17 protein-coding genes and 1 riboswitch are annotated in these 26,036 nt (G+C 53.7%); of the genes, 15 read left to right on the top strand and 2 right to left on the bottom strand.

Annotated elements, in window-relative coordinates:
- Position 1 precedes the first annotated feature (1 nt).
- From F556_RS0122010 to F556_RS0122080, 15 genes are all read left to right on the top strand, one after another.
- The gene (locus F556_RS0122010; RefSeq protein WP_020619160.1) at positions 2–874 is read left to right on the top strand and encodes an ABC transporter permease; all 873 of its coding nucleotides are present in this window, start codon (positions 2–4) and stop codon (positions 872–874) included.
- A 214-nt stretch (positions 875–1,088) separates the two neighbouring features.
- A complete protein-coding gene (locus tag F556_RS0122015; protein WP_157272906.1) occupies positions 1,089–2,393 on the top strand; it encodes an amidohydrolase family protein in 1,305 nt (434 codons plus the stop codon).
- Positions 2,394–2,418: 25 nt separating this feature from the next.
- Complete coding sequence (locus F556_RS0122020; protein WP_020619162.1) at positions 2,419–3,489, top strand: ABC transporter substrate-binding protein; 1,071 nt, start codon at positions 2,419–2,421, stop codon at positions 3,487–3,489.
- Between the two features lie 268 nt (positions 3,490–3,757).
- Positions 3,758–5,476: a CocE/NonD family hydrolase gene (locus tag F556_RS0122025; RefSeq protein WP_020619163.1), complete on the top strand. Its 1,719-nt coding sequence runs from the start codon at positions 3,758–3,760 to the stop codon at positions 5,474–5,476.
- Complete coding sequence (locus tag F556_RS0122030) at positions 5,469–6,308, top strand: creatininase family protein (protein ID WP_020619164.1); 840 nt, start codon at positions 5,469–5,471, stop codon at positions 6,306–6,308. Before F556_RS0122025 ends, F556_RS0122030 begins: the two co-directional genes overlap by 8 nt.
- Positions 6,309–6,627: 319 nt before the next feature.
- Complete coding sequence (locus F556_RS0122035; protein ID WP_051108782.1) at positions 6,628–8,109, top strand: extracellular solute-binding protein; 1,482 nt, start codon at positions 6,628–6,630, stop codon at positions 8,107–8,109.
- A 154-nt stretch (positions 8,110–8,263) separates the two neighbouring features.
- On the top strand, positions 8,264–9,187 hold the full coding sequence (locus F556_RS0122040; RefSeq protein WP_020619166.1) for an ABC transporter permease: 924 nt from the start codon (positions 8,264–8,266) through the stop codon (positions 9,185–9,187).
- A 40-nt stretch (positions 9,188–9,227) separates the two neighbouring features.
- The gene (locus F556_RS0122045) at positions 9,228–10,103 is read left to right on the top strand and encodes a carbohydrate ABC transporter permease (protein WP_020619167.1); all 876 of its coding nucleotides are present in this window, start codon (positions 9,228–9,230) and stop codon (positions 10,101–10,103) included.
- A gap of 400 nt (positions 10,104–10,503) precedes the next feature.
- Positions 10,504–12,279, top strand: coding sequence for a sensor histidine kinase (locus F556_RS0122050; RefSeq protein ID WP_020619168.1), 1,776 nt, complete (start codon positions 10,504–10,506; stop codon positions 12,277–12,279).
- Positions 12,276–13,340, top strand: a complete 1,065-nt coding sequence (locus tag F556_RS0122055) for a response regulator (RefSeq protein ID WP_020619169.1) — start codon at positions 12,276–12,278, stop codon at positions 13,338–13,340. The genes F556_RS0122050 and F556_RS0122055 overlap by 4 nt, the downstream gene beginning before the upstream one ends.
- A gap of 104 nt (positions 13,341–13,444) precedes the next feature.
- Positions 13,445–14,743: an ABC transporter substrate-binding protein gene (locus F556_RS0122060; protein WP_026297439.1), complete on the top strand. Its 1,299-nt coding sequence runs from the start codon at positions 13,445–13,447 to the stop codon at positions 14,741–14,743.
- 94 nt (positions 14,744–14,837) lie between these two features.
- Positions 14,838–15,722 (top strand): carbohydrate ABC transporter permease, encoded by an 885-nt coding sequence (locus F556_RS0122065; protein WP_020619171.1) that lies wholly within the window; start codon positions 14,838–14,840, stop codon positions 15,720–15,722.
- Positions 15,719–16,546, top strand: coding sequence for a carbohydrate ABC transporter permease (locus tag F556_RS0122070; protein WP_020619172.1), 828 nt, complete (start codon positions 15,719–15,721; stop codon positions 16,544–16,546). Before F556_RS0122065 ends, F556_RS0122070 begins: the two co-directional genes overlap by 4 nt.
- A gap of 2 nt (positions 16,547–16,548) precedes the next feature.
- A complete protein-coding gene (locus F556_RS0122075) occupies positions 16,549–18,549 on the top strand; it encodes a beta-galactosidase (protein WP_040717578.1) in 2,001 nt (666 codons plus the stop codon).
- Between the two features lie 164 nt (positions 18,550–18,713).
- Entirely contained in the window at positions 18,714–21,014 is a 2,301-nt protein-coding gene (locus tag F556_RS0122080) for a helix-turn-helix domain-containing protein (protein WP_020619174.1), read from the top strand.
- Between the two features lie 98 nt (positions 21,015–21,112).
- Here F556_RS0122080 and F556_RS34840 read toward each other — a convergent pair whose 3' ends face one another.
- Complete coding sequence (locus tag F556_RS34840) at positions 21,113–21,544, bottom strand: adenine nucleotide alpha hydrolase family protein (protein WP_020619175.1); 432 nt, start codon at positions 21,542–21,544, stop codon at positions 21,113–21,115.
- A gap of 133 nt (positions 21,545–21,677) precedes the next feature.
- A riboswitch (cyclic di-AMP (ydaO/yuaA leader) is annotated at positions 21,678–21,830 on the bottom strand.
- A 266-nt stretch (positions 21,831–22,096) separates the two neighbouring features.
- On the bottom strand, positions 22,097–25,942 hold the full coding sequence (locus F556_RS0122090; RefSeq protein WP_020619176.1) for a TIM-barrel domain-containing protein: 3,846 nt from the start codon (positions 25,940–25,942) through the stop codon (positions 22,097–22,099).
- Positions 25,943–26,036: the final 94 nt, after the last annotated feature.

Genomic DNA, 26,036 nt, shown 5'->3' on the forward strand with positions numbered 1-26,036 from the left:
CATGGCTATGGACAAAAAAGCCCTTTATCTCGGACCAGCCAAACGGCGAATCCGCTTGCCGTTCCTAAGTGGTCTCTCTGGCATGAATCGAACGGGCGGCTCGCTGCTGAGCTCGCTCCTTCCACCTGTCGTCGCTTTGATCGTGTTTGTCGGCGGCTGGCAGTTGTTCGGCATCTTGTCGGGTATTCCCGCGTACATTCTGCCGAAGCCTACGGACATTCTGGAAGCCGGAATCAAAAATCACGTCAACCTGTTCAACTCCGTCTACAAGACGATGTCTTCAGCACTGATTGGCTTTATCCTGAGCGTGATCTTCGGTGTCGCGGGAGCCATCCTGCTGGCCAGTTCCAAGCTGGTTGAAAAAAGTCTATATCCGTATGTCATCATCCTTCAGACCATCCCCATCATCGCCATCGCGCCCATTATCGTTATCTGGTTCGGAGCAGGAACGAATGCCATCGTCATCATCGCCTTCTTGATCGGGTTCTTCCCGATGCTGTCCAACACGCTGGTGGGCTTGAATTCTACAGAGAATAATCTGAAAAATCTGTTTTTCCTCTACAATGCCAATCCAATTCAGACCATGTGGAAGCTTCGTATTCCGGCGGCGCTGCCGTATATTGTAGCCGGGCTCAAAATCTCATGTACGCTTGCTGTCATCGGCGTCATCGCCGGTGAATACATCGCTGGTATCGGCGGCGGCAAGGGCGGCCTCGGTTATGCGATTACCGTTGCAGCCTCCAGGCTGCAGACGGCCTACCTGTTCGCCTGCGGCTTGGCCGCCTCAGTGATGGGGATTGGCTTCTATCTGGTGATCAACTATATTTCCAAAAAGCTACTTAGCTCTTGGCATGAGTCCGAAATGAAGCATTAAAAGATTGGTGAAGGCTATGCCTACGTGGAGCGGATCGTTCTTACGATCGCTGTTGTCCCCAGATTTCTTGATGATTTAACCCCTGTATAGGGGGAAATCCGGGGACAAAGGCGAGCATTTCATTTCTCCAGAACGATTCCGCGCCTCTCCGGCACTTTTCACTATACTTTTAAAGAAAGTAGTTAAGGGGGCAACCATGGTATCTGATTTGGATATGAGATTCGTTAATGTCTCCCTGCCTTTGAGAGATTCGGGCTGCCTGTATGAAGTCGGGATTGCGGGAGGCAAGTGGTCGTATGTGCGCAAGCAGGAGACGCCCGCTGCCGAGGGGACCGTTGTTATGTTAGAGGCGTTTACTCCTGAGCAGGCTACCGAAGGAATCACGGTGGATGTGCAGGGCCGGCTGCTGTTGCCGGGGCTGGTGGACAGCCATATGCATCTGGACAAAGCCTTCACGATTCAATCGGTTGGCAACCGGTCCGGCACCTTGCGAGAGGCGATTGAGAACTATAGCGCTGCAGCCCCGGGCTTCACCCGGGAACAGATCAAGGATCGGATGCGGGAGGCGATCCGGCAAGCGGCGGCTTACGGAACGACCTCGATTCGTTCGCACCTGGATTTCAACTGCAGGGAAAGCACCGACGTGGCCATGCGTACGGTCTATGCTGCCTTGGAGCTGAAGGAAGAGATGCAGGATGTGATGGAGCTTCAGTTTTTTCCGATGTGTCCCTACGATCCAGGGGCTAGAGGCGTGGCGGAAGCATATGAGGAAGCGCTCAAGCTAGGTCTGGACGGCGTCGGTGGCGCTCCGCACTTGTCCACTGATCCGGAGGGTAGCATCGCCTACCTCTTCCGGTTAGCCGACAAGTTGGGCCTGCCGATTGATCTTCATGCGGACGAGAATGATGATCCCGCCATCCGCACGGTGGAGTTCATCGCGGAGCAGACGCTTCGGTATGGCTTCCAAGGCAGAGTGGCCACTGGCCATCTCTGCTCCTTATCATCAATGGATCACCCGACAGCCGAGCGTGTCATGCGGAAGATGGCGGACGCGGGACTCCGGGCGATTACACTCCCTGGTGCCAATCTGTATTTGCAGGGAAGAGGGGATCGGGGGCTTGTTCGCCGCGGGGTCACCCGGGTGAAGGAGCTGGTAGAGGCTGGGGTTCCGGTGGCTGTGGCCAGCGACAACATTCAGGATCCGTTTCACCCGTTCGGCAGGGGCGATCTGTTGCAGATCGGATTGCTGTCCGCCTATGCCTCGCATCTGGCGAGTGAGCAGGAGTTATTGCTGCTGCTGCGGATGATGACGGAGGTCCCGGCCGCCATCCTTGGTCTGAAGGACTATGGTGTGCAGCCTGGGCAGGCCGCAGATTTTGTCATTTTTGATGCCCGGACAGTCCACGACCTCTTGTCCTGGCTTCCGGCAGGGCGGTGGGTCGGCCGCAAGGGGGAATGGATCAGCATCAGCCGTGAGGACAGATGGAGCAGGGAGAGTAGAGAGAGAATCGCTAAATAATCGATTCCAGGAGGAGAGAGAAACCATGCGAAACCTAAACCAGAACAAGAAAAAGACGAAACCGGCCCTGGCCGCGATGCTGCTCATGGGGGCCGTCATTCTCAATGCTTGCGGTGGAAATGCGGGAGGGACAGGTGGCACCAATGCACCAGTAAATGCAGAGCCCGAGACGACCACCGGTACCAATCAGGTGGAGGCGCCGCAGGAGTTGGTTGAGGTCAAGCAAATTACAAATTGGTTCGCGCAGGCCGAGCACGGTGGACAGTATGCGGCACTCCTTAAAGGCTTCTACGAGGAAGCTGGGCTGGACATGGAAATTGAATCAGGTGGACCAGGCATTTCAGCAACGCAGATCGTGGCTTCGGGAAATGCGCAGTTCGGGATGGGTCAGGGAGATGAGATTCTGTTCGCGAGACAAAATGGCATTCCGCTCGTTGTTCTCGCCGGCATCTTCCAGAAGAATCCCCAGGCGCTGATGTTCCACAAAGGCCAGGATATCCAGGGATTCGAGGATCTGGATGGGCGTAAGGTGTACGTGGGCAATGGCGTGGCTTATTGGGAGTATATCCGCACCAAGTATAACCTCGACAATGTCGAGCAGTTTGCCTACAACGGCCAGCTCGCCAGCTTCCTCGAGGACGAAACAGCGGTGTCCCAAAGCTATATGACCTCCGAGCCGTTCACACTCGCGCAGGAAGGCATCGAGGTCGATTATCTACTCAATGCTGACTCCGGCTACATGCCATACGGCAATATCCTATTCACGACCGAGAAGTTCCTGGAGGAAAACCCGGATATCGTCCAAGCCTATGTCGAGGCCTCCATCGAGGGCTGGAATTATTACAAGGACAATTACTCCGAGGTCAATGCATTTATTCAGGAGTTCAACCCCGACATGCCGATTGACAAGCTGGAATACAGCGCCCAGGAGCTACAGCCGCTCGTGTACGGCTTTGAGGCTGAGGAGCACGGCGTGGGCTACATGACCCAGGAGCGCTGGCAGACCCTGATGGATCAGCTGCTTGAGCTGGGCCTCCTGGAAGAAGCCATCGATGTCGAGACGGTCTATACCAACGAGTACTTACCCCAGGACTAGTGGATTGGTGAAAATTACCGAAGTGGGTGGAATCGATTCTGGTCAACGCTTTCTGGAAGAAAGCGACATCGGGAGCATAAGCTGCGTAGCGCTCGCCTGAAAGCTTTTCGCAGAAAAGCTAGCTTCGAAAGCATGCGCTGTCCCCGGATTTCCCCCAATACAGGGGTTAAATCATCAAGAAATCTGGGGACAACAGCGATCGTAAGAACGATCCGCTCCACGCAGGTATTTTTCACCGCACCTCTAGCGATGTTAAGGAGGAGATACGATGCAATTCGCAGGTGTAAACGTAGAACGCGGAGCGCCCTGCCGCATGCGCGACGGGACGACGCTCTATGCAGATATTTACCGCCCTGCGGACGCAGGGTCGTACCCGGTGCTGTTGATGAGGCAGCCGTATGGCCGAACGCTGGCTTCGACGGTCACGTATGCCCATCCCGTCTGGTATGTCGGGCAAGGGTATATCGTCGTGATTCAGGATGTCCGGGGACGGGGCGATTCGGAGGGCAGCTTCACGCCCTTCATCCAGGAGGTAGAGGACGGGTACGATACGGTAGAGTGGGCGGCGGCCCTGCCAGGCTCCACTGGTAAGGTAGGCATGTACGGATTCTCTTATCAGGGCACAACGCAATGGGCTGCGGCTGCTGCTCGTCCTCCGCATCTGGCGGCGATTGCGCCTGCCATGTGCGCAGCTGATTTGTACAATGGGATGTTCTACCCGCATGGCCGATTTGCCGTAGGCAGCTTTCTACCCTGGGCTTTTCAGTTAGCGCGGGATGAGGCGCGGCGGGCAGAAGACGGCGAAGCGGAGCAGCTGTGTTCGCAGCTCATGCGCCAACCGGATGCCCTGCTGTCGGAGCTGCCGCTGCTCCAGGAACATCCGCTGCTCGCCAGCTACTTCCCCTTTTATTATGAATGGTGCGGACATCCGCTGTATGACGATTACTGGGAGGCCCGTAATTTCCTGCCGCAGGCGCTCCAGGAGCCGCTACCGGCCCTTCATATCGGTGGCTGGTTCGATAATTATCTTGGCGGAACCTTGCAGACTTACGAAGCGCTCCAGCGCCTGCCGCAGAGTAGTGAACGGTACCACCGCCTGATTATTGGGCCCTGGGGGCATATCCCCTGGGGACGCAAGGCAGGCGGAGAGGACTACGGGCCGGAGGCTGAAGGGAATCTGCATGAGGCACATCTCAACTGGTTCGATTACTGGCTGAAGGGCAAAGGGCAAGGACTCCAACACGAGCCTAATGTGCGCTACTATGAACTTGGAAGCAAGACATGGCAAGCGGCAGAGATGCTCCCGCCGACCACCGACATCTCTTCCTCGGAGGGCGTAACCTATTACCTCACGAGTAACGGCAAGCCGGCCAACGGAGCCTCGGGCGGTGGCCTGCTGACAGTCGGGAAGTCCGTTTCAAAAGCCGGGCCGGAAGCTGACGTGTATGTGTATGATGCGCGTCTGCCGATGCCCTGCAGCGGTTATCTCCCGATGGACCGCAGTTCGATTCAGGACCGGTACGAAATCTTGAACTACACCAGCGAGCCATTAGCGCAGGCGATGCGGCTCTGGGGCGCGCCGCAGGTATCCATCTGGTGTCAGTCGATGGAGGGAACGACCGATTTGGTCGCCATCTTGTCCGCGGTCAGTCCGGGCGGCAAGGCTACCTTTCTATCGATTGGCAGAGGAGAGATCGGCGGCGACGGGGAGCGTGGGCTGACGGAGTGGAGTCCGGTCACGTTTGCCATGCGGCCGCTAGCAATGGAGCTGGAGGCGGGCATGTCCATTCGTATCGAGTTGACGGGCAGTGCATTTCCTCTGTTCATCAGACACCCCAATGGGCTCGCAGCTGAGCAATTACCAACCGCGAGGCCGGAGCAGCTCCGGATGACAGCAGTGGCAGTTGGCAGGAGTGAATCGTTGCCGTCATGGATTCAGCTGCCTATTCTCAACACAGCGACAGAAAGGGAGGGATCGCATGTTTGAGCGCTATACGGGTGAAGCTTGGGAGGCGCGTTTTCTGCCCCGGCTGACGTATCAGGAAATTGCAGCATTGCCCAAGGAAGATGCACTGGTCATCCTGCCCATCGGGGCTATCGAGCAGCATGGGCCGCATATGCCAGTGATGACAGATGCCTTGATTGGTGAGGCTGTGCTGACTCATGCTCTGGATCAACTGGATGAGGAGGGCAACATATGGCTCCTCCCTCCATTAGCCTACGGCAAGAGCAATGAACATCTGGACTTTCCTGGAACGATCTCGCTTTCCGCGTCCACCTTGCAGGGGGTGGTCACTGATATTGCCACAAGTGTGGCCAAGGCAGGATTCCGGCGGCTGGTATTGTTCAATACGCATGGTGGCAATACGGATTTGCTGAATGTGGCAGCCAGGGAGCTGCGGATCTCGACCGGTCTGATGGTTTTCTTCCTGAGTCCGAGCAGCTTGAATGCAGCGCATGATTTGCTAAGCGATGAGGAAAAGGAGTATGGCATTCATGCTGGGGATTACGAGACTTCGCTTGTCATGGCAATCAAGCCGGCATGGGTTCACACCGATAAGCTGGTGAGGGAGATTCCGGACCTGTCAGGACTTCGTTATCTGACGTTAGAAGGGAAGACCCGGTTCGCATGGGTCATGAGCGATATCTCCTCGAGCGGTGCGATGGGTGATTCCACACAGGCGACTTCGGCCAAAGGAGATTTAATTCTGAGTCGATGTGCAACGACACTTGCGCTTGCCTTGAAGGAATTAGCCACATTTGAGATCAGCACGGTCCGGTCCGCCCCAAGAGAAGAGATGGCGGTACGAGACGCTTGAGCCTTTAGAAACGATTGCCGGTAGCAGAATTCATCATACGCCGAATACGCAACTTGCGTATCCGGATCCAAGAGACCTATGCGCATGCGCATAGGTCTACTTTCTTTTGAGATGGACTTGCAGTACGCTGGATATATGGGTATGGAGGGCATAATCATTTGATTAGAAATGCAGGCTGGGCAAGGGATACAGCGAAATGAGTATAGCCGATATGGAAGACCGGGTCGTATGCTAATACCGGTAAGCGAAATTGATAAATGGACGAAGGGGTTGAAGATAAGTGAAACGAACATGGATTATTAGTGTGCTTGCAGCATCCATGATGATTAGTGCTTGCAGCAGCGGTAATGGCCAATCAGGGGGAACGAACGCACCATCAACTAATGGGGAAGGGAACCCTGCTCCCGAGCCTCCTACTAAGATCAGCTGGGTGACACCTCTGCATCATGCCGAAGTGCCCGATTCTCGAATTGAAGAACTCATCGAAGAGAAGTTGAATGTAGACCTTGAAATTCAATACATCCCCGCCGCAACATGGAATGATCGGATAAATGCAGCCATGGCGACCGGCAATCTTACGGATATCGTGAGTATGACCATTACCGGGGGCAATCGAGAAGCGATTCGGGACGAACAGTTTTGGGAGATCGAGCCGTACCTTGACCAGTTTGAGAATCTGAAGAAGCTGAAACCTGAAATTCTCGACAATACCCGAATTGACGGCAAACTGTATGCGCTTTATCAAGGACGTCCGTTTTCGCGTCAAGGGTTAATCTACCGCAAGGATTGGGCAGATAAGCTGGGATTATCCGCTCCTGCCAACCTGGATGAGTTGTATGAAATGTTGAAGCAGTTTACCGAGAACGACCCGGATGGCAATGGTCAGCAGGATACCTTCGGTCTGGCCGACCGCGGTGATCTGGTATCCGGTGCGTTCAATACAGTTGCCTCTTGGAATGGGGTTCCTAATGAATGGGGCGAGCAGGACGGCAAGCTGGCGCCGGCCTTTATGTTCCCGGAATATATGGAAACCATGAATTTCTTCCGCAAGATCCGAGAGAATGGATATATTAATGCCGATTTCCCGGTGACGAGCAAGACCGACCAGCAGAATCTGATTATTAATGGCAGAGCTGGTGCCTACATTGGTTGTATGTGTGATGTGCAGTCCCTCTATACTGGAGCAAGCCAGTTGAATCCTGACGCTGAACTGGATGTTCACAATCGTGTCGTTGGACCAAGCGGTGAATTTACGGTGCTGTCAGGACCGGGCTTCAATCATCCCTATTTATTCCCGAAATCTGCCGTGCAGACAGAAGAAGAGCTGCTCAAGGTGCTGGCCTTCATGGACAGTCTGATGACACCGGAAATTGCGAACCTGCTGTACTGGGGCGTTGAGGGCGAGCATTACAATGTCGTGGATGGCCACGCAGTACCGGTCTCTGATCAAGGCAAATTGGACAGGGAAGTGAAGCCATATAATCCGTTGGAAGTCGGTGAACCAACCACCAGCGGACGTTTGGAGGGCAAGTTTGACTATGCGCCAGCCCAAAAAGCAATCGAGCTATTCGCCGACAATGAGCCGCACGTCGTTCAGAACCCAACGCTGACGCTTGATTCCGATACGATGACACAGCACAAAGAGCGGCTGGCTCAGATTATTACAGATGCGACGTACAACTATATTCTGGGCGAGATGGATGAGGCCGGCTTCAACAATGCGGTGGAACGCTGGAAATCAGAGGGCGGCAGCCGCATGATCGAGGAGTTCAATGAGGCCTACGATCAATTAAAATCATAGCCATTTTGGGGCTATGCAGGCCGCTTGTTCCTCATCGGGGAGGGCGGCCTCGCAGCTCCAGCGAATGCTTACGAAGAGAGTTTTCCTTCGGAAAACTAAGTCGATGCTTACGTAGAGAGTTTTGCTTCGCAAAACTTTTAGGAGGGTAGAACAGATGAGCAAACCGATCGCTGGCAGCAGCTGGATACGCAATCTGCAGCGGAACAAATGGATTTACGTCATGATCATGCCGGGATTGCTGTTTATTCTGATCTATAAATACATTCCGATGTACGGCCTTATCATCAGCTTTCAGAATTACAGACCGTATAAAGGCATTATGGGAAGCGACTTTGTTGGTTTTGAGCATTTTCAACGGTTGTTCACATCACCGGATTTCTGGATGATTTTTTCAAACACGCTTATTTTGTTTGGCTTGCAGTTACTTATTTTCTTCCCGATTCCGATTATTCTAGCCCTCATGCTCAATGAGCTGCGGTCCGAGAAGTACAAGCGGGGCATCCAGACACTCATCTATCTGCCTCACTTTATGTCCTGGGTCATTGTCGTCTCCATCAGCTTTGTTATCTTCACGGTTGATGGTGGACTCATCAATGGTGCGTTGGAGAGTATGGGCTTTCAGAGGATAAACTTCTTGCTGTCGGAGTCTTGGTTCCGGCCGATGTATATTTTGCAGGTAATTTGGCGCGAAGCTGGCTGGGGCACGATTATTTTCCTGGCAGCGATTGCAGGCGTGGACCCTCAGCTCTATGAAGCGGCCAAGATGGACGGGGCCAACCGACTGAGGCAGATGTTTAGCATCACATTGCCCTCGATCAAGCCGGTTATCGTCGTACTGTTAATTCTGAAGATCGGAGATGTACTGGAGCTGGGATTTGAGCATGTGTATCTGCTCCTCAATGCCACCAACCGCCAAGTAGCCGAGATCTTCGATACGTATGTCTATGTCTCTGGGATCTTGCAGGGCCAATTCAGTTATTCTACAGCCGTTGGTTTCTTCAAGGGGTTTGTAGGTCTGATCCTGGTCATGGGCGCGAACTGGCTAGCCAAAAAATACGGCGAAGAAGGCATCTATTAGTGAAACGCTGGTAAGAAGCCGGCCGGGAGGAGGAAAAATGATGGTAGGCGACAAATCTTGGAGCAGTCGGATGTTTGCGCTAATCAACGGCGGATTATTGGGGCTGTTTGCTCTGGCAACCGTGCTGCCGTTCATCCATGTCTTCGGCAGCTCGTTTGCCACGGCGGGCGAGATTGCCGCCAAGCGGTTCTTATTAATTCCAACCACCTTTACATTCGACGCATACCGCTATATCTTCTCGACGAATACGATCATGAAGGCGATGGGGGTCTCGGTGTTTGTTACGGTGCTCGGTACGTTCTGGAGCATGCTGATCTCAGTGATGACGGCTTACGGGCTGTCCCGCAAGGATATTATTGGCCGTCAGGTGATTATGTTTTTGTTTGTCTTCACCATGCTGTTCAGCGGGGGGATGATTCCTACCTTTCTCGTCGTCAAGGAGACGGGACTGCTGGATTCCTATCTTTCCCTGATCGTCCCGGTGACGATTAATGTTTTCAACATGATTATCCTCAAGACGTTCTTCCAGGGGCTGCCGGACGGGCTGGAGGAGTCGGCCAAGATTGACGGCTGTAACGATTGGGGAATTCTGTTCCGCATCGTGATTCCCTGCTCCATGCCGGCCATTGCGACTATTTCGTTATTTTACGCGGTGACTTACTGGAATACGTACATGCATGCGATTATGTATCTGAGCGATGCTGCCAAATGGCCGGTGCAAGTGCTCCTGCGTCAGATCGTTATCCTGGCTGGCGGCATGAACTTTGACAACTCGGTCTATACCGACGTCCCGCCGCCTGCGCAATCGGTCAAGATGGCTGTCATTGTCGTCGCGACGATGCCGATTCTGCTGCTCTATCCGTTTCTGCAGAAACACTTTACCAAGGGTGCATTGCTTGGTTCCGTGAAGGCGTAATCCTTCAATGCGTGAAGAATAATAGAATAAGGGAAGCCGCTCCTCGAAGAGCGGTTTTTTTTGTGCATAGGCTTGCCCTGCAATCCGCCAACCTTCGCAGTAACGCACTTTTGTTCCTCTATTTGCTCGGACTCCCGCCACGCGCCCTCTGAAACGCACTTTTTGTTCCTCTATTTGCTCGGCAACCCGCTGATTGTCCGTTGAACGCACCAGGTCGCCATCAGAGCTTGGAGTGCACTCTCTTAGAATTGTCCCACGGATGAAGTTTATTCTTGTATATAGACTCCTATAATTTTACATGGTGAAAACGTTTTAACGTTGGTATTCTTCTTAATACAGCCGCAGAATCTATACGAATCAAGAGAACTCGGCAGAGGATGTACCAGGGGAGAGCGATAGGATGCGAGAGATATGGCGTTACCTGACCGGCTTGCGGAGCAGTATCCGCAGCAAGCTGATGCTTGCGATGATTCTGGTTGCTTCGGTTCCAGTTGCCGTCGTCACCGGCATGGCGGCCGACACGAATCGAAAGTCCATTGAAGCCGAGGTCGTAGAGTCGAATCTGACGAACATGACCTGGACGCGTCTGTATCTGAGCGATCAGTTCGTGCAGCTCAATAATTTGATGTATTCCATTATGATTAATCAGAATCTAAACGATTATTTAAGGTATGTTGACCAAGCAGAACTCTCCAGTCAATATACCGCGCAGCGTAATCTGCTGGAGGGGCTGACAGCGAGTTACTACTCCGCCAACAAGAATGTAACGGCTATAGAGCTGTATCTTCCAGACGCCCAGAAACGGTTTGTCATTAATTCGGACGGCAGCAATATTCTGCCGCAGACAACGTCACCGCCAGAATACGCAGAGCTATTCGAGAGTGGCGAAGCCAGTGTAATCATGCCGCTTCCGGGGCAGCCCGGACAGTTCAAGCTGATTCGCAGCATCAACCGATTCGAGACAAGACAACCCTACGGCGGTATCGCGTTTACCCTGAAATGGTCCATGCTGGATCAAGCACTGGAGTTGCTGAATCCCGGAACGCGTCATACGGTATTGATAGCGAACGGGAGCGGAGAAGTGCTGTACCATCCCGACGGCCAGGAGCTATCGCAGCGCATGATTACTGAAGCTGCGGCGCGGGCGGGTGAGCTTGGCTATGGGAGAATCGATGGACACTATGTGTTCTATGATCGAGTTGAGCCAAGCGATCTGATTATGCTCAAGCTGATTCCTGATGCTTTCATTAACCAGAGCGCTTGGAGAACGATGACGAACGGACTCATTATCGGAGCGATTTCGGTCATTGCTGCAATTGTGACAGCTGGCATCCTGGCCTGGCGGCTTGCTCGGCCGATTACCCGCTTGGCGCGTTCCATGCAGGTGTTGAACCCAATGAAGGATCATCCGGTGGTCCCGAGCGGACGTACAGATGAGATTGGACTATTGGAGACAAAATTCGCCAATCTGACCAGCCGTATTCGTGAGCATATTAAGAATGAATATAGTATGAAGCTGGAGAAGCAAACAGCGGAGTTGAAGGCGCTGCAGGCTCAGATTAATCCTCACTTCCTCCAGAATACGCTGCAATTGATCGGAAGCACCTTGTTCAGAAGCACACCTGCGGAGAGCTACGCGATTATCCGCGCGCTAAGTCAGATGTTCCGCTACATCATTCGTGAGCCTAACGATTTGGCTACGATTAAGGAAGAGGTAGAGCATTTGCGACATTATTTATATATTCAGCAATGGCGCTATGAGTCGAGGTTGAACAGCTCTCTTCACGTCGATGATGCGGCATTGGCTTGCAAGCTGCCGCGACTGACGCTCCAGCCCCTCGTGGAAAATGCGTTTGTACATGGGTTGGAGCAGCAAGCGGGCAGTTGGAATCTGGACATTAGAGTGCTGTATCAATATCCGGATGTTCTGATTGAGGTGTGCGACAACGGGGCGGGGATGACGGAATCTAGAAGATCGGAGGTTCTGAACAGGATGGATGCGTCACATGAGCAGATGTGGTCCACTAATGGCAGGATCGGTTTGTCTAACGTTGCGTCGCGGCTGCGTCTGCACTTCGGAGACGACAATCGGTTGTCTATCAAGAGCAGGCCAGGCGCGGGAACGACGATTTCATTTCGGATTCCTGCACACGAAGAGGAGGGGGAGCACGGATGATGAGTGTCATTATTGTGGACGACGAGCGATGGAACAGAGACATGATCCGAACGCTCGGAGCTTGGGAGGAGCTGGACCTGGAGATCGTCGGAGAGGCAGAGGACGGCCAGTCGGCGTTGGAGCTCGCAGAGCGGCTGCAGCCAACCATACTGATTACTGATATGAGAATGCCGGGGACCGATGGCATCTGGCTGCTGGAGCAAATCCGTCAGCTGCTGCCCAAAATACAAATTATCGTTGTTAGCGGCTACGACGATTTCAAATATACGAAGCCCGCTGTTCGTCATCAGGCGGTCGAATACCTATTGAAGCCAATCGACCCTGAGGAGCTGAATGATACGCTGGGCCGTTGCAAGCTACTAGCGGAGCAGTCACGCAGCTCCGCTCAGCCGCGATTGGCGGCGCTCGACAGAGAGGCGCAGCAATCGCTCTCCAGCTTGAAGCATCTCCTGAGGCTGCACTTCAATAATCTTCATGAGGACGGGATCCGAGCCACGTGCGATCGGATGGCCCAAGAGTTAAACCAAGGCGGCAATGGCAGCGAACAGGATGCGGCACTGGCGGAGCGTATTCGTCATGAGCTGGAGCTGCTGCTGGCAGAGCTGCTGGCAGTCAATGGGCTGGAGCCCGAGCCGGAAGCCGTAATGCGTTACGACACTCTGGAGCAGTCGGTTGCGGCGATGGCGGACAGATACGGAGCGGCCATGCATCGGGTGGAGCAGAACCGCAAGCTCAAGCACAAGTTCAAGCTGGACGAGGTGCGGACGTATATCGATCTTCACTTTGCGGAGCCGTTGTCGCTGGAGCAGGTAGCGCGCATCTTCTTCGTGAGCAAAGAATATTTGAGCAAGCTGTATAAACAAACCTACGGCATTACTGTGATGGACTATGTGCTGCAGCGCCGGATGGAGCAGGCCAAAGCATGGCTGGAGGAAGAGGAGTTCTCCATTAAAACGATCGCAGAAATGACGGGCTATGAGGATATGTCTTATTTTTATCGCGTGTTCAAAAAGCACTATGGCGTGGCTCCCGGAGAAATGCGTAAACAAGGTCGTCCTTAATATTATCCAATCCGACAGGTTAATTCCGTCCAATTAAACGCTTACATGTTAGATCTATAATGAAAGCGTAATCACCAAACAAACCTCTGGGAGGTCTCACAATGATGAAGAAAAAAGGGAGTGTCCTTGTCGGACTGGTATTAAGCCTGGCTCTGCTGGCAGGCTGCGGAAGCAACGCGCAAACGGGGACGAATGACGGAAGCGCAGCCGGCGGCGAGAAAGCAACAAGCGCGACACTGAAAATGTTCATTGCACAGCCGCGGTTCAAGGAGCAATATGATGCGCATATCGAGAAATTTAAAGCAAAGGTCAAAGCAGAGAAAAATATTGATCTGACAGTTCAAGTGGAGATGCCCAACCAGGACAATGCTGCCCAAATTCTGAAGACCAGACTGGCTTCCAACGATGCACCGGACTTGTTCGTCATCCATGCCATCAATGACATTCCGCAGTATTCCAAAGCCGGTTATCTGGCGGACCTGTCGGATCAGCCATTTGCAGGCAAGCTGCTGGACAGTGTCAAGCCAGCAGTGACGAACAGCGAGGGTCAGGTCGTGGCCGTGCCGCTCGAGTCTCTCTCCTGGGGGTACTTGTACAACAAGCAAATTTTTGAGGAGAACGGACTGACCCCGCCAGCAACGTTGTCAGAGATGGAGGCGGTCATCGCCAAGTTGAACGAGCAGAACATCACACCATTTATTCTCTCCTACAAGGAAGCCTGGGTTCCGCAGTTGTTCCTTCCATTGACCGTGGGAGCTGCAATCCAGACAGAAGACGGTATGAAGGATTTCGTTGAACGGATGAATGAAGACAAAGGCTCGTTCAGTGAAATGAAATCCATGTTCGACATTATTGATCTGGTCAACAGCAACGGTACAGACCGTGCGCTGGAGGTTGGTCCGGATGATGGAGCTGCGGCCTTCGCACAAGGCAAAGCCGCCATGTGGCTGCAAGGACCGTGGTACGCCGATACGATTCTAAAATCCAATCCGGATATCGACTTCGGTGTCGCCGCCTTGCCGGTAAGCGAGAATCCCGATGCGTCACTCATAAATCTGAGCGTATCGTCCTCGATGGCCATGTACGCAGATACCAAGAACAAAGAGTTGTCGCTGGAGTTCCTGAACTTCCTGCTGGACGATCAAGAATCCAATGTCTTGTACGAGGCACTGAAATTCAACCCCATCGCGACGGTGCATACGTTCAAGAGCTACCCGTGGGTGGACGACGCAACGGCGTACGTACAGGAAGGCAAGTCTTATCAGGATCCCCGAATTCCACAGGCTGTTAAGGATGAAGTAGGCAAGGCACTCCAATCCTATGTAGCTGGCCAAATGGACCAGGATGCTGTGCTGAAGGCGCTCGACAAGGCCTGGAAGGATTACAACAAGGTGAACAAGTAGAAGTAGAACAGCTAACAGAGCAGGCCGCGGGCCATTGGGCTCAAGACAATTGTCCCGCGGTTTTCTAGACACCGGATGAAGGAGTGAAGCTGCCATGGCTGCTAAAAGCTACAAGAGGCTGCTGTCGCTGGCTGCGTTTGTAATGCCGGCTTTTATTTTGTACACCTTGTTTTTGCTGGTCCCGACCATAGGCGGCATGTACTACAGCTTTACCGATTGGAACGGCTTGAATAGAGCCTATGAATTCATCGGCTTTGCCAATTTTGTTGAAGCGCTGCGAGAGGATCCGGACTTCGTCCATTCCTTATGGTTCACTCTGAAGTATGTGATGTTCATGCTGGTACTGCAAAATGTCTTCGCGCTGCTGCTGGCCTTGTTTATTGAGACGAAGTTTCGCAGCAAGGGCTTGTTCCGTACTGTGCTGTTCATGCCGAATATGATCAGCACGATCATTAGCGCGTTCATGTGGACGTTCGTCTTCTCTCAGGTGCTGCCACAATTGGGGGAAAGAGCAGGCTTAGGCTTCCTTAATCAATCTTGGCTCGGCGATCCTGGCACCTCGTTCTACAGCATCCTCATCGTCTCATTGTGGAACGGTGTTGGCTACATGATGATCATTTATCTGGCTGCACTGCAAGGCGTCCCGCAGTCGCTTCGGGAAGCGGCGGTGATTGACGGGGCCAGGCCCTGGCAAGTGTTGCGTCATGTAACCCTGCCAATGATTACGCATGCGATTACGATCTGTCTGTTCTTGACGCTCAACGGGGCCTTCAAGGTGTTCGAGGTTGTCTACGGCTTGACAGGTGGTGGGCCGGGACGCTCAACGCAAGTCATTACTTTGAATATTTATGAAGAGGCCTTCTCCAATAACTTCCGATACGGATACGCCAGTGCCAAGTCCGTCATTTTATTTCTTGTTATTCTTATTTTCACGTTCATTCAGATCAGCATCACGAAGCGGCGGGAGGTGGAGGCATGAGGACCGGACGTTTTTCTTCTCTGCTCATTACGCTGGCGCTTGTCCTCGCTTCCCTGATCGCCGTGTTTCCGATCTATCTGGCCATTATTAATTCCTTCAAAACACAAGGCGAGATGTTTGCTTCCTTTACAGCGCTGCCGACATCCTTGCGGCTAGACAACTACACGGAAGCTTTTGCCCGACTCTCGATGATGAGCAGCCTGGCCAACTCCATAACGGTCTCCGTACTGGGCATTGGCGGCATTCTTCTATGTGCTTCATTGGCAGGGTATAAGCTGTCACGTACCCCCGGCCGTCTGAGCCAGTTCATCTTCTACCTGTTCGTCGCTTCCATGATGGTGCCGTTTCATTCGATTATGATTCCTCTGACCCGGATGGCGAAGGAGTTGAATGTGCAGGGCTCGATCTATGGCCTTTCGCTGATCTACATCGGTTTGGGCGTCAATATGGCGATTTTCCTGTACCATGGCTTTGTCAAAGGTGTGCCGCGGGAGCTGGAGGAATCGGCCCATATCGACGGCTGCAACGAGTGGCAAACGTACTTTCGGATTATCTTTCCATTGCTGCTGCCGATTACAGTGACGATCGCGATACTGGACTTTCTCTGGATCTGGAACGATTTTCTGCTGCCGCTGCTTATGCTGACCAACGCCGACTCCTATACGCTGATTATCTCCACCAACAAGCTGTTTGGGGAGTATAACACAGAGTGGTCGCTGGTACTGGCGGCACTGGTTCTGACAGCGATTCCGGTCGTGCTGATTTTCATGTTTTTTCAACGTTATATTATGGCAGGCATTACGGAAGGAGCGGTCAAAGGCTGATGCTGAACAAACTGATGTATGGTGTGGCGTATTATGATGAATATATGCCCTATGATCGCTTGCAAGAGGATATCGCAATGATGAAGGATGCCGGTATCAATATGGTGCGGATTGCGGAGTCGACCTGGAGCACGCATGAACCGCACAACGGCGTCTTCGACTTCACGTCGGTTGACCGGGTGCTGGATGCCATGCATGAAGCGGGTATCCATGTCATCGTCGGGACACCTACCTATGCGATTCCAGCCTGGATGGTCAAGCAGCACCCCGACGTGCTTGCAGAGACACCCAGAGGCCAGGGCAAGTATGGCGCAAGGCAAATCATGGATATTACACACCCCGTCTATCTCTATTATGCGGAACGGATCATCCGCCGGTTGATCGAGCGGGTTAGCTGCCATCCGGCTGTCATCGGCTACCAGGTAGACAACGAAACCAAGCACTATGATACGGCAGGACCCAATGTTCAGGCACGGTTTGTGCAAGCGATGCGCGAGAAGTACGGGACAACGGACAAGCTTAACCATGCGCTGGGCCTGGATTATTGGAGCAATCGGGTCAATAGCTGGGAAGACTTCCCTTCGACAGTGGGGACGATTAATGGCAGCCTCGGCGCCGAGTTTGCCCGTTTCCAGCGACAGCTGGTTACAGACTTCTTGGCGTGGCAGGTCGCGCTCGTCAACGAATATAAGCAGGAGGGGCAGTTTGTTACCCAGAACTTCGACTTTGAATGGAGAGGCTATTCTTACGGCGTGCAGCCGCGGGTAGATCATTTTAAGGCAGCTCAGGCGATGGATATCGCTGGTGTCGATATCTATCATCCTTCCCAGCATGAGCTGACAGGCACAGAGATCGCGTTCGGCGGCGATATGGCGCGCTCGCTGAAGCGGACCAACTATTTGGTACTCGAGACACAGGCGCAGGCCTTCCCGCATTGGACACCGTACCCTGGACAGCTGCGGCAGTTGGCTTTTAGTCATCTGGCTTCCGGCGCCAATCTGGTGGCATATTGGCATTGGCATTCGATCCATAATTCCTTCGAGACGTATTGGAAGGGGCTGCTCAGCCATGACTTCCAGCCCAATCCGGTCTATGAGGAAGCGAAGACGATTGGACGCGATTTTGCCAGACTTAGTGATCAACTTATCGACCTGCAGGTCGCCAACAAGGTGGCGGTGATGGTCAGCAATGAATCCTTAACCGCGTTGGAGTGGTTCAAGCTGCCCGACGGCCGAACCTACAATGATGTGGTCCGGGCAATGTACGACCCCTTGTACCGTATGAATATCGGTTGTGATTTCATCCCGGCTGATGCATCGGAAGAATTGCTGGCTGAATACGAATTAATCGTCGTCCCGGCACTTTATGCGGCGCCTGATGCCACGTTAAAGCGGCTGAACGAGTATACGGCTGGCGGTGGGCATGTGGTCTATTCCTTCAAGAGCGGCTTTGCCAATGATGCAGTGAAGGTCCGCACGACGGTTCAGCCTGGCGTGGTAGCGGAAGCTTGTGGCGTGTCGTATACCCAATTCGTACAGCCGCATGAAGTGGGGCTGCGTGGTCCGCTGCTGCCGGATGGGGCAGAGGGCAAGGTTGTAGGCTGGATGGAGCTGCTGACAGTGACGACTGCCCAGGTGCTGGCGAGCTACGACCATCCGCAGTGGGGGGAATATGCGGCAGTCACCCATAACCGGTATGGCAGGGGGCAGGCTACTTATATCGGCGGCTTCCTCGATGCACAATCGATGCAGCGTGCGCTGAGACATGCGGTGACGGCAGCTGGCCTGTGGGGCCGGAACCAGGAGCTGTCCTTTCCGATCATTGTCCGCTCAGGCAGGAACCGACAGGGACGGCAGGTCAGATATTATTTTAATTATGCAGGAGAGCCAGCTGTCTTCACCTATCCGCATGAAGGAGGAACAGATGTCTTGCAAGACCAGCGCGTCAAGCAAGGGGACGCCATCACATTATCTGCCTGGGGATTTGCCATTGTCATTGAATAACATGAAGGGGTGACCAAGATGAGCGGTCATCCTTTTTTAATTGTGTGTGCCAAGAGATGAGGCCAGGTTTGCCCGGGTATCTACAAGGGAATAGTGGATATTTGTCGAATATGTAGAAGCGGCCGCTGGCTGCAGCATCTCGCTACAAGAAGGAGGCGGACCGGGTGCACAGAAAAAGCCTGTTTGTCAAAATGATTCTATTCGGCTGCGTCCTCAGCATTATTCCCGTTGTGTTCATCGGCGCGTTTTCCTATATTCAATCCTCCAAGCAGGTTCAGAACCGGGTCAATCAGGGGGAAGTTCAATTCCTGAGACAGGTAAATTCCAATATCGAGCTTGTACTGCAGACGGTAGAACACACCATGATCAAGATGGCGGACTCACAGGTCATGGAGGATGCATTATACAATAAATTGGAAGCGGTTAATTTTCAGCTGTACAACAACCTTCGCAGTGAAATTGTACATCTGCAATCCTTTGACACCAAGGTGGAGGAGGTCATCGTGTATAACGCGCGGCAGGACTGGCTGGTACGCAATTCGGGAATCAAACGCTTGAGTGAGTATCCGGACCGGGACACCTTTCTCTCGTACCTGGATATGGAATACCCGGCTGCCTGGACGCTTCTGAGCAAGCAGGATTTCGCAGAGGCGATCTCCAGTCATACGTGTCCGCACCTGATCAGCTTCATGATCAAGCTGCCCAATGCGCCTACAGGGAAGTATGGGCTTGCCATGGCCAATATTCCAGCTTGTAGTATCGCAGCGATGATTACGGACAGCGACCAGCCGGGTGAAGTCATCGTATTGAACAAGGAACGGCAGATCATGGTACACCGGGATACGGCGCAAATCGGGACACGATTGTCGGATCACCCGGTCCTTGCCTCGGATATCGAATTTGCCGATACAGATGGTCAGTTGCAAGTGGAGCATAATAATCAGGCGTACAGTTTGACTTACTATAAGTCTCCCTTTAACGACTGGATTTATCTGTCCCTGGTTTCTATCGAGCATTTGACCAAGGAGTCACGGCAGATCGGCTGGCTGACCGTCTTCATCTGCCTGGGTATCATCGGCTTCTCCATCTTGTTTGTATGGCTGGGCACGCGTAACCTGTATTCACCGTTTGACCGTCTGATGCAGATGATTGGAGGCCGGCCCTTTGATCGAACCAGCGCTCCCAAGAGCGAAGTGCAGGTCATTGAGGAGCATATCAAGCATTTGTTTCATTCCAATTCCCGCCTGGAGCATGAAATTCGCAATCACGCCCAGCAGATCAGTTCTCTGTTTCTCTATCGCTGGTTCAGCGGCAGCCTCCATCCGTCGGAGATTGACGAGAAGCTGACCTATTTTGGCTTCCGCGAATTGGCCGGCACCTGGAAGCTCATGACCGTGCTGGCTATCCAGGTAGACACGCTGGACAATACACGTTACGAAACCCAGGACAGCGAGCTGCTATTATTTGCGACCATGAATATTGCGGAGGAACTCATTCCCGCGAGCAACCGGCTGCCCGTGGTCATGATGGACCGTTCACTGGTCATTCTGGTGGGTTACGATCTGGATGAGATGGAGGCGGTGGAGGAGGCGTTCAGTCAATTAGCAGGAGAAGTCATGGCTGCGGTGGAGAAGTACCTTAAGCTGTCCATTAGCGTCGGTATCGCGCTTCCATATCAAGATATCATGTTAACCCCCCGAGCGCATCAGGAGGCGCTGGAGGCACTCCGGCATCGGCTGCGGCTGGGCAAAGGCGTCATTATCCCGTTCAGCAGCGTGAATTCAGGCAAGCCTTCAGTCATTTACGAATATCCTGACCGGACCGAGCATGAGTTGATGGATGCCATTCGAACAGCCAATGAGGCGGAGGCGTTACAAGCGCTGGGCAACTGGATGGAAGAGGCCACACAGGCGGTTAGTCATCCGGAATCGTATCAAATCTCGGTGGTGCGTCTGCTGAATCGTTTACTCATTGTAGGACAGGAAGCGGGAGTCAGCTTTGGCAAGACCGGTACCCATAAGGCTTCAGTCTATGAAGAGGTGCTCTCGCTGCATGTGAGCGAAGAGATCGAGGAGTGGTTCAAGGAGAAGCTAGTCATTCCGCTGGTCACCATCTTTGGCGAGCGAAGCGAGTCGCAGGACCGGAAGCTGTCGGAGAAGATCATTCATCTGATTCAGCATCACTATGATACGGAGTTCACACTGGAGGATTGCGCAGCGAAGCTGCATTATAACCCGAGTTATCTCAGCAGTGTCTTCAAAAAAGAAACCGGCCACACCTTCAGCAGCTACCTGGCCATTTATCGTCTCCAGTTGGCAAAGCAATGGCTGACCGAAACGGATATGACGGTAAAAGATATTGCGGACCGGCTTCGCTACACCAACTCGCATAACTTCATCCGGGCGTTTCGCAAGCAAGAGGGGATGACGCCTGGTCAGTACAGAAGCCAATACGCCAAAGCCTAAGTATAGAGCATAGTAAAAAAGACATAGAGGAGAGGGGCCCCGAAGGGACCCCTCTCTATATAGTCAGCTCTGTGGAGATCTTGCTATCGGTGCGGGAGCTATACGCCTACGCTAACCGGTGTCAGCACATCATTGCGCTCGACGGAAACCACATGCAGATCGATATCTTCAATCCGCTTGAGCAGCTCATTCACGATTGAACCTTGCATAATTTCCTGCCAACGCGTTTGACCGCATTGACCGATGATTAGTTGGGTGATGCCGTGGTCTTTCGCGGTTTTTGCGATAAGCTCAGTAATCTTCTGATGCTCTGGCTGTCTGACGATTAGGGTTGCGCCTTGCTCCGAGCATTTCGCTTGCCAGGAAGCGATACGTGGTTGCAGCTCGGTTTCGGACTTGCCCGAAGGGGTAACCGCCAGCACATAGAGCGGTGACTCCAATACTTCGGCTAGCTGGCCTCCGCGGTCAATCAGTTTCTCTCCATTGGGTCCGCAAGAGATGCATACCATCAGTTTTTCGTCGTTTGTCATTGTTATTCGGCTCCTTTAGTCATGTCTGACATGAGTTGATCGATCTAACCTGCTGGACGGTTTCACCATAAAGAACCCTGGGAGCAGAGAAATCCTGCTCCCAGGGTTCGTGTATATCGAACGCACAGGGAGGTTCTTCTCTCTCAATACGCTTACGAGGTTAGCTGTCGGATTCGGGTTTGAGAGTACCCGTCCTTCTTACTTAAGGATTCACCCCTGAAGCTGGCTGCCGCTTCGTTTGGTTCCCCCGTTTCCTGATGCATCAGGAATTCAGCGCTTTGCTATGCGGTTTTGGAAAAAATCTTACTCTTGGCATCTTACTCCTGTTTGCAGCCAATGTAAAACCCATTTTCGGTGATTTTAAGTCAAAATTCGTTCATTCCAGGCGATGTAAGCGTATTAATCGGTTCAAGCCGTATGCAGACGGGCAAAAATCTTCTTTAAGCTCCTCTCTATACTATTCCCTATTTAAAAGGGTCGTAATCATGTTTTTTCGACAAAAATGGCCCATTCTGCTCGAAAAAGAGCAGCAATGGGCCATAAGTCTCGTTATTACTCGTTCAAGGTCAGCTGGACTTCATCAATATGCAGTGTACTGAAGCCCGGCGAGTCGACATAGAAGCCGACATCAATAACCCCGCTGGTGACGTTGATGTTGTCGATGACAATCGTCTTCCAGACGCCGTCATTGCTGATGTTAAAGTACAGTGGCGAGCCGCCGTAATCCTGTACTTCAGCGCGTGCGGTAGTCGGCGTCGCGTTCTTCAGCCGCACCTTGGCTTCGAGCCGATACGAGGCATTGTTCACGGGCACGTTCACTACCTGATGAATGCTCTGCTGGTACGCGTTATCGCTGTGGAAGTAGGCTCGCTGATTGCGCCGGGCTGGACCTTCCGGCGGATGAAGGGCTGTGCCGTTATCAATACCGAAGGCTGAAGGCTGGCCGGTCGGCTGCCACTGTGTCCAGTTGCTGTTAAAGGCTGTGTCGCGCTCAAAGTCACCATTGTCCAGCAGATTACGCTCACTGGTTAGCGTGGTGATGGTTCCTGCGGAGACGGTCAGACGATCAAGATTGACATTGCCGCTATTGCCACTGTTTCTGCGGAAGCTGATCGTGTTCCGGCCGGCCGTCAGTGTGGCCGTCATCGTGTGCTCGTTCCACAGGTTCCAGTTCATGCCGGGACTTGGGAAGCTAACGGTTGATGGTGCAGCACCGTTCACAATAGCGCTCAGCGTCTGGGTGGCGGCGGTGCCGTTGGCATACCGGAGCGACAGGTTGTAGCTGCCGGCGCTCGGCACATACACATCAAACGTCGTATCGGAACCGATGCCGGTCATGCCATCGACAAAGGCTGCGCCTTGGTAGAACCAGTGGTTCTGGTTGGTCGAGGCGCCGCCAGCAAGCCGGGCGCTTTCGGCTGCATACTCGGCCTGAACCGGCTCGAATGGCACACGGATGTTATCCAGATTGACCCCGCCGCTGTCGCCAGCGTCGGTATCATATTTGTACGTAATGATGTTCTGTCCTGCGGTCAGCGGCAGGGTCGTCGTTGCTGTCCCCCATTGATTCCAGGCACCCGTACCGGCAAGCGACAGCTGTTGCACGCGGTCGCTATTCACGTAGACGCTCAATGTCTTGGCTGTGCTTGAACCGTTAGCGTAGCGCAGATCTACTTCATAGTCTCCGCCTACAGCTGTGTTGGCATAGAAGGTAACGGCTGCGCCCGGCAGGTCGAGCTTATCGACAAATCCGGAGCCGGAGTACCCGCTGTGGTTGGTATTGATGCTCGCTCTGGTCGTTGGCGTCGTGCCCGAGAGCGAGGCGTTTTCGGCTTCGTAAGTGGCATGTGTAGCTGCGACAGGCGCTGAGCCGCTCACTTGAATGGTGGTGGCGGATGAGGCCGCTGCGGGAACTTTGACATAGGTGACGTCGCCGTAGATATCCCGGCCTGTCGCCCAGCCGCTGCCTGTGGCTGCTTGCAGCGCATTCAGATCGCTATAGGCGGTCAGTGCACTGCTCGCTGCTGTAACAGCGGTGCCTGCGCGGCCATGGATTTTGAGCAGATAGTGCTCGACATCCGGGATATAGCTGCCCGAGCCTGCGCCCACTTCGACACGTACGCTGGTGCCCAGGTTCTGGGCGGTAAGCTGCTGCTCGAAGGAGCCGCCTGTCTCATAATCGTAGCTGCTGCCGTCGTCGTCATAGTACGTGAAGCTCGTCTCAGCCGTGCTTGGGAAGATATCGACGTTTACAGTAGTCACCGTTTCCTGGTCGACATAGTCCAGCACCTGCTGGTTCGGAATAATCGCGCCTTGCTTCACGAAGAGCGGAATGTCCGTCCACGTATCGGCGTTGACCGGATAATGGATCGTCTGGCCGCCGTTGTACACATGGCCGCGATGGTAATCAATCCAGGTCCCGGCAGGCAGATAGATCTGCTTGCTATGCTGCTCTTCGCCGAGGACAGGGGCCACGAGCAGCCAGTCGCCGAACATCCAGGCTTCGGTATAGTCGGCTGCCTGCGGATCGTTCGGGTAGTCGAAGAGCAACGGCTTGATCAGGCCCAGGCCCGTCTCGCTCGCTTCGCGTTCATAGGCATACATATAAGGAATCAAGGAATAGCGTGTGTGCATAACCGCCTTGGAGACTTCCTCGGCTGTCGCACCGTACAGCCATGGCTGGCGCTGCTGATTGTAATTGCCATGGACCCGGAAGACCGGGGTGAAGGCACCGAACTGCATCCAGCGCGTATATAGCTCCGGACTCGGGTTCGGCCCGCTGGAACCGCCCAAGCTGTTGAAGCCGCCGGTGTCCATGCCCCACTTGGGTTGTCCCAGATTAGCCGAGGAGAGCATAATGCGCGGCTGCTCCTGCATGCCTGGGGCCCAGTTGAAGAGCTCGCCCTTGTAGAACTGGGTGCCGATATCGCCGGACCAGAGCGTCGTGCCATAGCGCTGCGCACCAGGGTAGAAGCTGCGGGCCGTCTGCCAGACGCGGACCCCGTCATTGGTATAATCGCGTTGGCCGTCATACATGGCCTGCGAGGTGAAGGCGGTCGAGAAGTTGCCGAACCAGTATTGCGCTGCCCCGGAGTCGACCTTGTCGGTCTCATCGTTCCACCAGCCGACGATGCCTTTGTCGAAGGCGTCGATCGAGTTCTCCCACCACCAGTCGCGGGCGGCCTGTGGATACGGGTCGAAGCTGCGTACGGTGACAGGAATGAAATAATCGGTATATTCGTTGTGTCCAGGGTAGAAATAATTATTACTATCTGCATCATAGTATTGCTGAGTCCGCTGATTGCCGAAGTCGCGCGTAATGATCCGCGGCTTGCGGATCCCAATCATGTGGATGCCTTGCTCCTCCATGTTGTCCTTGAGCGCCGTCGTCGCGGCATCCGGGAAGTTATCCGTATTCCAACGGAACTCGCCGTAATTGTCCTCGCCGTAGCGCATCCAGTCATAGTCGAGAGCGAAAGCGTCTATCGGGATGTTGCGGGCCCGATAGCCGTCCACATGCGCTTCCATCTCGGCCTGGTCAATTCCCCATTCGAAGTTCATGAAGCCAAGCGACCACTTCGGCAGCATCGGTGAAGTGCCGGTGACCTGAGCATAGGAGGTCATGATCTCCTTGGGCTCGCCGACCATGATGTAGTACTCGACATTGGTCTTCGTATAGCGGCGGCCTTCGGTCGGGGTGCCGCCATAATAGAATTCCAGCTTGCCGGTTGTATCCGAGTACGGATAGCCACCGTCGCTGTCAACGAGTACACCGTAGCCAGCCGTCGACCACATGAACGGGCCGCCAGCGTCGCCTTGCTGACCGGCATGGGCCGGATGATCCGAGTTGTTGCGCAGCAGGCCGCCTACATCCTCCTGGGCGTTGAAGCTGCGAATCCCGTAGATATTGTCCGTGCTATTGCGCAGGAAACGCACGCCATCCTCGAAGACACCGCCAGTGGAAGGCTCCCAGAGCAGCGTGGTGCCGTCGGCTTTTTTGACAGTCATACGTGCCGGGCTTCGGGTAATCTCGATCCGCATGCGCGGTGTCGTGACGAGAATCGGATCGCCCGACGTGTCGATGGTTGCGCCTACGGCGTCCCATGAGGCGTCCGGGTCAATCATCGGGGTGCTCGGCGAAGGTGTGGTACCGGACGGGCGGTAGTCGACCCGGAACAGCTCCTCGCTCAACACGTCCAGATCGAGTATGTCGCTGGCACTCGTGCCGTTGTCAAGGGTCAGGGTGAGGCTGTCGCCGCTGGCGGTGACAGCCGTCACGTTGCCAAGGCCAGCTGCCGCTGCCTCTTGCCATGGCGGGACAATCGGCAGGATCAGCGCCAGAGCAAGCAGGACGGCCAGCATGCGCCGCACGAAAGGCTTGTGGACAGGTAAAGACATAGATATACCTCCCAATTTAGTAGTTGTTCAAAAAGGCCACTTTTGATCACGATGTATTTCTGGGAAGCATTTGCTGAAAAGCGACCTTTTTGAA

The sequence above is a fragment of the Paenibacillus daejeonensis DSM 15491 genome (assembly GCF_000378385.1).
Taxonomy (GTDB): Bacteria; Bacillota; Bacilli; order Paenibacillales; family Paenibacillaceae; genus Paenibacillus_D; species Paenibacillus_D daejeonensis.

Bases quoted from the DNA above. Each gene is read 5' to 3' on its own strand.
- F556_RS0122090 (WP_020619176.1), bottom strand. From the start codon at position 25,942: ATGTCTTTACCTGTCCACAAGCCTTTCGTGCGGCGCATGCTGGCCGTC.
- F556_RS0122070 (WP_020619172.1), top strand. From the start codon at position 15,719: ATGAGGACCGGACGTTTTTCTTCTCTGCTCATTACGCTGGCGCTTGTC.
- F556_RS0122065 (WP_020619171.1), top strand. From the start codon at position 14,838: ATGGCTGCTAAAAGCTACAAGAGGCTGCTGTCGCTGGCTGCGTTTGTA.
- F556_RS0122025 (WP_020619163.1), top strand. From the start codon at position 3,758: ATGCAATTCGCAGGTGTAAACGTAGAACGCGGAGCGCCCTGCCGCATG.
- F556_RS0122015 (WP_157272906.1), top strand. From the start codon at position 1,089: ATGAGATTCGTTAATGTCTCCCTGCCTTTGAGAGATTCGGGCTGCCTG.
- F556_RS0122040 (WP_020619166.1), top strand. From the start codon at position 8,264: ATGAGCAAACCGATCGCTGGCAGCAGCTGGATACGCAATCTGCAGCGG.
- F556_RS34840 (WP_020619175.1), bottom strand. From the start codon at position 21,544: ATGACAAACGACGAAAAACTGATGGTATGCATCTCTTGCGGACCCAAT.
- F556_RS0122030 (WP_020619164.1), top strand. From the start codon at position 5,469: ATGTTTGAGCGCTATACGGGTGAAGCTTGGGAGGCGCGTTTTCTGCCC.
- F556_RS0122045 (WP_020619167.1), top strand. From the start codon at position 9,228: ATGGTAGGCGACAAATCTTGGAGCAGTCGGATGTTTGCGCTAATCAAC.
- F556_RS0122010 (WP_020619160.1), top strand. From the start codon at position 2: ATGGCTATGGACAAAAAAGCCCTTTATCTCGGACCAGCCAAACGGCGA.
- F556_RS0122060 (WP_026297439.1), top strand. From the start codon at position 13,445: ATGAAGAAAAAAGGGAGTGTCCTTGTCGGACTGGTATTAAGCCTGGCT.
- F556_RS0122035 (WP_051108782.1), top strand. From the start codon at position 6,628: ATGATGATTAGTGCTTGCAGCAGCGGTAATGGCCAATCAGGGGGAACG.
- F556_RS0122050 (WP_020619168.1), top strand. From the start codon at position 10,504: ATGCGAGAGATATGGCGTTACCTGACCGGCTTGCGGAGCAGTATCCGC.
- F556_RS0122055 (WP_020619169.1), top strand. From the start codon at position 12,276: ATGATGAGTGTCATTATTGTGGACGACGAGCGATGGAACAGAGACATG.
- F556_RS0122020 (WP_020619162.1), top strand. From the start codon at position 2,419: ATGCGAAACCTAAACCAGAACAAGAAAAAGACGAAACCGGCCCTGGCC.